Consider the following 7651-nt stretch of genomic DNA (forward strand, 5'->3'; position numbering starts at 1 on the left):
GGTTTTGACCCCTGCAGGAGCGAGGCTTGCCCGCGAAGAGGCCCGCAAAGACACCACAAATTCTGGACCTAGATCCACCCACCCCACTGCAACAAAAAGATCCCGATATTGGTGGTCACCGCCGCCATCAAGGTGGTGATCACAATAATCGCCGCCGCCAACTCATGGTTACCATCCGCCGCCCGCGCCATGACGAAACTGGCCGCCGCAGTCGGGCTGCCGAAGTACAGAAACAGAATCCCCAGCTCCGCCCCACGGAATCCCCACAGCCACGCACCCAGAGTCGCCAGCACCGGCAGGCCGAGCATTTTCACAAGACTCGAACTGAGCGCCATTTTGCCGCTCTTGCGCAGCGCCGCCAGCGACAAGGTACCGCCGATGCAGATAAGCGCCAGTGGCAAGGTGGTTTGCGCCAGGTACTGACCAGAAGTTTCCAGCCAACCCGGCAAGCCGATCTTGAAATAGGCAAAAGGCGACGCCGCGATCACGCTGATGATCAGCGGATTGCTGACCACGCTTTTGCAGATGCTCCACGGATCGGACTTGATCACCGGGCTGTACACCGCCAGGACGATGGTCGAGAGCGTGTTGTAGAACAGGATCACCAGCGCCGCGAGGATCGCGCCGAGGGAAATCCCGTAGTCGCCGTACATGCTTGCCGCCAGCGCCAGGCCGATCACCCCGTTGTTACCCCGGAAAGCACCTTGGGTATAAATCCCGCGATCTTCGCGCGGACATTTCAGAATCGCCCAGCCCCAGGCAATGGCAAAGCCCACCAGGGTCGCGAGCGAGAAATAGATCAGCAGCGCCGCTTGCAGCGCGGCGTGCAGGTCGGCATGCAGGATGCCCAGAAACAGCAACGCCGGCATGGTGACGTTGAACACCAGGGCCGACGCGGTGTGGATGAAATTGTCGTTGATCCAGTCGATGCGCTTGAGCAACACCCCAAGAAACAGCATGGCGAACACCGGAGCGGTGATGTTCAGGGTTTCGAGGAATATTGCCAGCATGCCGGGGAGGACCTTGAGGTGGGTGTCGTTAGTGAGCTAATGATAAGCCACAGCGGACGTTGGCGTCTGGTAGAAAGCATTCGCGAGCAAGCCCGCTCCCACATTAGACCGCGCTCGTCTGGAACACGCGGTCAACTGTGGGAGCGGGCTTGCTCGCGAAGCAGGCGACTCGGTCTCAGGTAATCGGCGCCGGATTGAACAGGGTAATGTCGTTATACAGCTTGTGCCGCTCCGCCCAGGTCTGCTCCTTGCCGCTGGCCACATCCAGGTAGTAGTGGAACAACTCCCAGCCCAGCTCCTCGATGGAAGCCCGACCAGTAGCAATCCGCCCCGCATCGATATCGATCAGATCCGGCCAGCGCTGGGCCAGCTCAGTCCGGGTCGAGACCTTCACCACCGGGGCCATGGCCAGCCCGTAAGGCGTGCCGCGACCGGTGGTGAACACGTGCAGGTTCATCCCCGCCGCCAACTGCAACGTCCCGCAGACGAAATCGCTGGCCGGGGTCGCGCAGAAGATCAGGCCTTTTTCCTTGAAGCGTTCGCCAGGGCCGAGCACCCCAGTGATCGCGCTGCTGCCGGACTTGACGATCGATCCCAGGGATTTCTCGACAATGTTCGACAACCCGCCCTTCTTGTTGCCCGGCGTGGTGTTGGCGCTGCGATCCGCTTCGCCCTTGGCCAGGTAACGGTCGTACCAGTCCATTTCCCGCACCAGTTCCTGGGCGACGCTTTCGGTTTTCGCCCGGGAGGTCAGCAGGTAGATCGCGTCACGCACTTCGGTCACTTCGGAAAACATCACCGTTGCACCGGCGCGCAGCAACAGGTCCGAGGCATAGCCCAGGGCCGGGTTGGCGGTGATGCCGGAAAACGCATCGCTGCCGCCGCACTGCATGCCCAGGATCAGCTCGGACGCCGGCACGGTTTCCCGACGGCGTTGATCGAGCTTCTTCAGACGGGTTTCCGCCAGCTCCATGATCTGCTCGATCATTTCGGTGAAACCGTGGCTGGAGTCCTGCAAGCGATACAGCCAAGGCTCGCTCAGGTCCACCGAAGCATCGTCCTCGTGCATCACCTGTCCGGCCTGCAATTTTTCGCAGCCCAGGCTGATCACCAGCGCTTCGCCACCCAGGTTCGGATTGCGCGCCAGGTTGCGCACGGTGCGAATCGGGATGTAGGCGTCGGTGGCGGTGATCGCCACGCCACAGCCGTAGCTGTGGGTCAGCGCCACCACGTCATCGACATGCGGATACTTGGGCAGCAACTCGTCCTTGATGCGCTTGACCGCGTGATCCAGCACACCGGTCACGCACTGCACGGTGGTGGTGATGCCGAGAATGTTGCGCGTGCCGACGGTGCCGTCGGCGTTGCGATAACCCTCGAAGGTGTAACCCTCCAGCGGTGCCTGCGCGTCCGGCACCTCGGTGGACAGCGGCAGGCTGTCCAGCGGTGGCGCGGTGGGCATACGCAGTTGATCTTCCTTGACCCAGCTGCCGCGTGGAATCGGCTGCAACGCGTAGCCAATGACCTGGCCGTAACGAATCACCTGGCCGCCCTCGGGAATGTCTTCCAGGGTGACCTTGTGGCTCTGTGGCACGAAGTCCACGGTGACCAATCCATCGGCAAACGCAGTACCGGCCGGTACGCCCTGATCGTTGACCACGATCACTACATTGTCCCGCTCGTGCAGGCGGATATAGCGCGGCGAGTCGGAATGTTCAATCAACTGCATGACGCCGCTCCTCAGGAATGCGCTTGAGACAATTTGTTGTTGGTTTCAGGACCGCTCACCGGTGGCTCTTTGAGCACCACACGCTTGATCGGACCGACGATGACCAGATAGCTGAACACCGCAACCAGTGCGTTGCAACCCACGAATACCAGCGCCCACTTGAACGAGCCGGTGGAGCTGATGATGTAGCCGATGACGATCGGGGTGGTGATCGACGCCAGGTTGCCGAAGGTGTTGAACAGGCCACCGCTCAGACCGGCGATCTGTTTAGGCGAAGTGTCGGACACCACAGCCCAGCCCAGTGCGCCCACGCCTTTGCCGAAGAATGCCAGGGCCATGAAGCCGACCACCATCCATTCAACGTCCACGTAGTTGCAGGCCACGATGCTGCTGGAGACCAGCAGACCGGCAATGATCGGCGCCTTGCGGGCGAAGGTCAGGGAATGGCCTTTGCGCAGCAGATAGTCGGAAATCACCCCGCCAAGTACACCACCGATAAAGCCGCAGATGGCCGGCAAGGACGCGATGAAACCTGCCTTGAGGATGGTCATGCCGCGTTCCTGTACCAGGTACACAGGGAACCAGGTCAGGAAGAAGTAGGTGATGCCGTTGATGCAGTATTGGCCCAGATACACGCCGAGCATCATACGGTTGGTCAGCAGTTGGCGGATGTAGTCCCACTTTGGACCGTCGGACTTCTTGCCCTTCTGATCCATGTCGACCATGCCGCCGTTGTCGGCGATGTGCTTGAACTCGGCATCGTTGATCCGTGGGTGTTCACGCGGGCTGTAGATGACTTTCAGCCAGACCAGCGAGAAGACGATGCCCAGGATACCCATGACGATGAACACGTGTTCCCAGCCGAAGGAGTACACGATCCAGCCCATCAGCGGAGCGAACAGCACGGTGGCGAAGTATTGCGCCGAGTTGAAGATCGCCGAGGCCGTACCGCGTTCAGCGGTCGGGAACCAGGCAGCTACGATGCGGGCGTTGCCCGGGAAGGATGGTGCCTCGGCCAAACCTACCAGGAAGCGCAGCATGAACAGCGCAACCACTGCCGTGGACATGCCGAATTCACCGACGAAGCCTTGCAGCACGGTGAACAGCGACCAGGTGAAGATGCTCAGTGCGTAGATTTTTTTCGAGCCGAAACGGTCCAGCAGCCAGCCACCGGGAATTTGCCCGGCCACATAGGCCCAACCGAATGCGGAGAAGATGTAGCCAAGGGTGACCGCGTCGATGCCGAGGTCTTTTTGCAGGCTGGAGCCGGCGATGGCGATAGTCGCCCGGTCAGCGTAGTTGATCGTGGTCACCAAAAACAGCATGAGCAGGATCAGGTAGCGGACGTGAGTCGGCTTTTGGGTCGATTGCATGTGGATGTACTCCCACTGATTATTTTTATGCGGGTAATAACGATGTCGTTGTGCCCTGTGTGGGAGCGAGCCTGCTCGCGATGGAGGACAACGATGACGCGGGGTATCAGGCTGATCGCCGCGTCTTCAAAACCATCGCGAGCAAGCTCGCTCCTACAGGTTTGCGGTATCCATGACAATACCGCGGGTGTTGCGTGAATCAGGAACCGATGTAGCTGGTTTTAACCACGGTGTAGAACTCTTGCGCATAGCGACCCTGCTCGCGCGAACCGTACGACGAACCTTTACGCCCACCGAACGGAACGTGGTAATCCACGCCGGCGGTCGGCAGGTTGACCATCACCATCCCGGCCTGGGAGTGGCGCTTGAAGTGGTTGGCGTACTTCAGGGACGTGGTGGCGATGCCCGCCGACAGACCGAATTGGGTGTCGTTGGCCATGGCCAGGGCAGCTTCGTAATCGGCCACGCGAACAACGTTGGCCACCGGGCCAAAGATCTCTTCGCGGCTGATGCGCATCGACGCTTCGCTGTCGGCAAACAGCGTTGGCGCGAGGAAGTAGCCCTCGGTGTCGCAGGTCACCAGGCCACCGCCACTCACCAGGCGCGCGCCTTCGGACTGGCCGATGTCGATGTACTTCATGTCCTGTTCAAGCTGAGCTTGCGAAACCACCGGACCGATATCGGTGCCGGCTTTGAGTGCGTGGCCGACCTTGATCGACTTCATGCGCTCGGCCATGGCTTCGACGAACTTGTCGTGAATCCCGGCGGTGACGATCAGACGGCTCGAAGCGGTGCAACGCTGGCCGGTGGAGTAGAACGCGCTCTGCACCGACAGCTCGACCGCTTGCTTGAGGTCGGCGTCGTCGAGAATGATCTGCGGGTTCTTGCCGCCCATTTCCAGCTGGACCTTGGCCTGACGCGAAACACAGCTGACTGCGATCTGACGACCCACGCCCACGGAACCGGTGAAGCTGATGCCGTCGACTTTCGGGCTGTTGACCAGCGCTTCGCCAACCACTCGACCGCTGCCCATCACCAGGTTGAACACGCCGGCCGGGAAGCCTGCGCGGGAGATGATTTCCGCCAGCGCCCAGGCACAGCCTGGTACCAGATCCGCCGGCTTGAGCACGACGCAGTTGCCGTAGGCCAGGGCCGGGGCGATCTTCCACGACGGAATGGCAATCGGGAAGTTCCACGGAGTGATCAGACCGACCACGCCCAGCGCTTCACGGGTGACTTCCACATTGACGCCCGGACGAACCGACGGCACGTAGTCGCCGGACAGACGCAGGCACTCACCGGCGAAGAACTTGAAGATGTTACCGGCGCGGGTCACTTCACCGATGGCTTCAGGCAGGGTCTTGCCCTCTTCCCGGGCCAGCAGGGTGCCGAGTTCGTCGCGACGGGCGAGGATTTCAGTACCGACTTTGTCCAGTGCATCGTGACGCGCCTGGATACCGGAAGTGGACCACGCCGGGAACGCGGCACGGGCGGCGTCGATGGCAGCGTTGACCTGGGTCAGGTCAGCCTTGGCGTAGTCGCCGATGTTGTCGCTCAGTTCCGACGGGTTGATGTTGGCCGAGTAATCGGCACCGGCAACCCATTCGCCGTTGATGTAGTTGTCGTAACGTTTTGCATTTGTCACGGGACTGCCCTCGAAACAAAAAGGTCTCACGCAAAAGGCCGCTGAATACTCAGCGGCCTCGTTTAATCGCTTGTGTTACTGGGCGCCCTGCTTGTCCATCAGCGCGGCGAGCATTTCGTACTCTTCGCCGGTCAGGTCGGTCAGCGGGGTGCGCACTGGACCCGCGTCGTAGCCGGCAATTTTTGCCCCGGCCTTGACGATGCTCACCGCGTAACCGGCTTTGCGGTTACGGATATCCAGGTAAGGCAGGAAGAAGTCGTCAATGATCTTGGCAACGGTGCCGTGATCGTCGCGAGCGATGGCGTGGTAGAAGTCCATCGCGGTTTTCGGCAGGAAGTTGAACACCGCCGAGGAGTAGACCGGTACGCCCAGCGCCTTGTAGGCCGCAGCGTAGACTTCAGCGGTCGGCAAGCCGCCCAGGTAGCTGAAGCGATCGCCCAGACGACGACGGATCGACACCATCAGTTCGATGTCACCCAGACCATCCTTGTAACCGATCAGGTTCGGGCAACGCTCGGCCAGACGCTCCAGCAGTGGAGCGGTCAGGCGGCAGACGTTACGGTTGTAGACCACCACGCCGATGTTGACCGATTTGCACACGGCTTCAACGTGGGCGGCAACGCCGTCCTGGCTGGCTTCGGTCAGGTAGTGCGGCAGCAGCAACAGGCCCTTGGCGCCCAGACGCTCGGCTTCCTGAGCGTATTCGATGGCCTGACGGGTCGAACCGCCGACACCGGCCAGGATTGGCACGCTGGTGGCGCAGGTGTCGACGGCAGTCTTGATGATTTCCGAGTATTCGCTGGCTGCCAGGGAGAAGAACTCACCGGTGCCGCCGGCGGCGAACAGAGCCGAGGCGCCGTACGGAGCCAGCCACTCCAGACGCTTGATGTAGCCAGCGCGGTTGAAATCGCCCTGGGCATTGAAATCGGTGACCGGGAAAGACAGCAGACCGGAAGAGAGGATGGACTTAAGTTCTTGTGGATTCATTGTTCGAACACCCTGGATTGCGACGTTGTGGGTTGAGACCGTTCAGCCCGACGCTGAAGTTGTAGGTCATCGTACAACTTAAAATACAACCGTCAACTGCATTTCATCGCTGTTGGGCGAAATTGTTCGACAGGATGGATAGAGAGCCCGCGTTTAAAGGGTTTCGAGCCGGCGAATAAATTTGATCGCCTGAAGATAGGATGTCGGAAGAGATGAGATTTCTGTAGGAGCGAGCATGCTCGCGATGGTCGTCAACGATGACGCGGGCGTCCTGACACCCCAAGGTGAATGTGGCTCCATCGCGAGCATGCTCGCTCCTACAGGCACTGGGTGCCGCTTGTCGGGACTGTTATTTGTAACAGTTACCGGGAGCGCCACAGCGGCGGATAAGGGTGGCGTGAAGCCAAGTGCCGGCTTCCGCTGTACACCTCATGGCCTCAACAGAAGGAGCTTTCATCATGGCCAATCCAGTGCCAGCGCTGAATGTCAAAGTCACCGGTTCGCCTGCCCAGACGGAGATCAAACTTGCCAAGTTTCCCGGTCCGCTGCGCATCTCGATCCCCGAAACCGCCGAGGGTTTCGACGACGGAAAAGCCTATGCAGTCCTGGGAGAGGATGTCGAGAACCCGGACCTGAAAGGCACCGAAATTTCCGTCGGCGTGTGGGAGGAAGGTCAACCGCCGAATGAGCCGGAAGATGGCAGATACGTACGAAGCAAAAACCTGGCGGTTGAGCTTTCCGCAGCGCAATTGAAGAGGTTTGCCGGGCAAACGGTTCAGGTGCGTTACGCGATGGAAGGCACGTCCGGGCTGATCGTAGGTTCAGAGCCAATCTCACTCAAGATCAGCTGAATCAACCCGCAACCCAATCGCGAGCAGGCTCGCTCCCACAGGAAATGGTGTTCAAC

6 protein-coding genes are annotated in these 7651 nt (G+C 60.3%); 1 reads left to right on the top strand and 5 read right to left on the bottom strand.

Going from position 1 to position 7651, the window contains the following annotated elements:
* Window positions 1–68: 68 nt before the first annotated feature.
* The 5 genes from ACW9JE_RS26505 to kdgD all read right to left on the bottom strand — a co-directional run bounded on the left by ACW9JE_RS26505 (window position 69) and on the right by kdgD (window position 6744).
* Window positions 69–1010: an AEC family transporter gene (locus tag ACW9JE_RS26505; RefSeq protein ID WP_457434429.1), complete on the bottom strand. Its 942-nt coding sequence runs from the start codon at window positions 1008–1010 to the stop codon at window positions 69–71.
* Window positions 1011–1185: 175 nt separating this feature from the next.
* A complete protein-coding gene (garD, locus tag ACW9JE_RS26510; protein ID WP_457434430.1) occupies window positions 1186–2739 on the bottom strand; it encodes a galactarate dehydratase in 1554 nt (517 codons plus the stop codon).
* 11 nt (window positions 2740–2750) lie between these two features.
* Entirely contained in the window at window positions 2751–4112 is a 1362-nt protein-coding gene (locus ACW9JE_RS26515) for an MFS transporter (RefSeq protein WP_457434431.1), read from the bottom strand.
* 199 nt (window positions 4113–4311) lie between these two features.
* Entirely contained in the window at window positions 4312–5757 is a 1446-nt protein-coding gene (locus tag ACW9JE_RS26520) for an aldehyde dehydrogenase family protein (RefSeq protein WP_457434432.1), read from the bottom strand.
* A gap of 75 nt (window positions 5758–5832) precedes the next feature.
* A complete protein-coding gene (kdgD, locus tag ACW9JE_RS26525) occupies window positions 5833–6744 on the bottom strand; it encodes a 5-dehydro-4-deoxyglucarate dehydratase (protein WP_457434433.1) in 912 nt (303 codons plus the stop codon).
* Between the two features lie 458 nt (window positions 6745–7202).
* On the opposite strand from kdgD, the gene ACW9JE_RS26530 reads away from it, so the two are divergent.
* Window positions 7203–7595 (top strand): hypothetical protein, encoded by a 393-nt coding sequence (locus tag ACW9JE_RS26530; protein WP_457434434.1) that lies wholly within the window; start codon window positions 7203–7205, stop codon window positions 7593–7595.
* Window positions 7596–7651: the final 56 nt, after the last annotated feature.

The organism is Pseudomonas sp. SDO55104_S430 (assembly GCF_054070595.1).

Bases quoted from the DNA above. Each gene is read 5' to 3' on its own strand.
- ACW9JE_RS26505 (WP_457434429.1), bottom strand. From the start codon at position 1,010: ATGCTGGCAATATTCCTCGAAACCCTGAACATCACCGCTCCGGTGTTC.
- garD (WP_457434430.1), bottom strand. From the start codon at position 2,739: ATGCAGTTGATTGAACATTCCGACTCGCCGCGCTATATCCGCCTGCAC.
- ACW9JE_RS26515 (WP_457434431.1), bottom strand. From the start codon at position 4,112: ATGCAATCGACCCAAAAGCCGACTCACGTCCGCTACCTGATCCTGCTC.
- kdgD (WP_457434433.1), bottom strand. From the start codon at position 6,744: ATGAATCCACAAGAACTTAAGTCCATCCTCTCTTCCGGTCTGCTGTCT.
- ACW9JE_RS26530 (WP_457434434.1), top strand. From the start codon at position 7,203: ATGGCCAATCCAGTGCCAGCGCTGAATGTCAAAGTCACCGGTTCGCCT.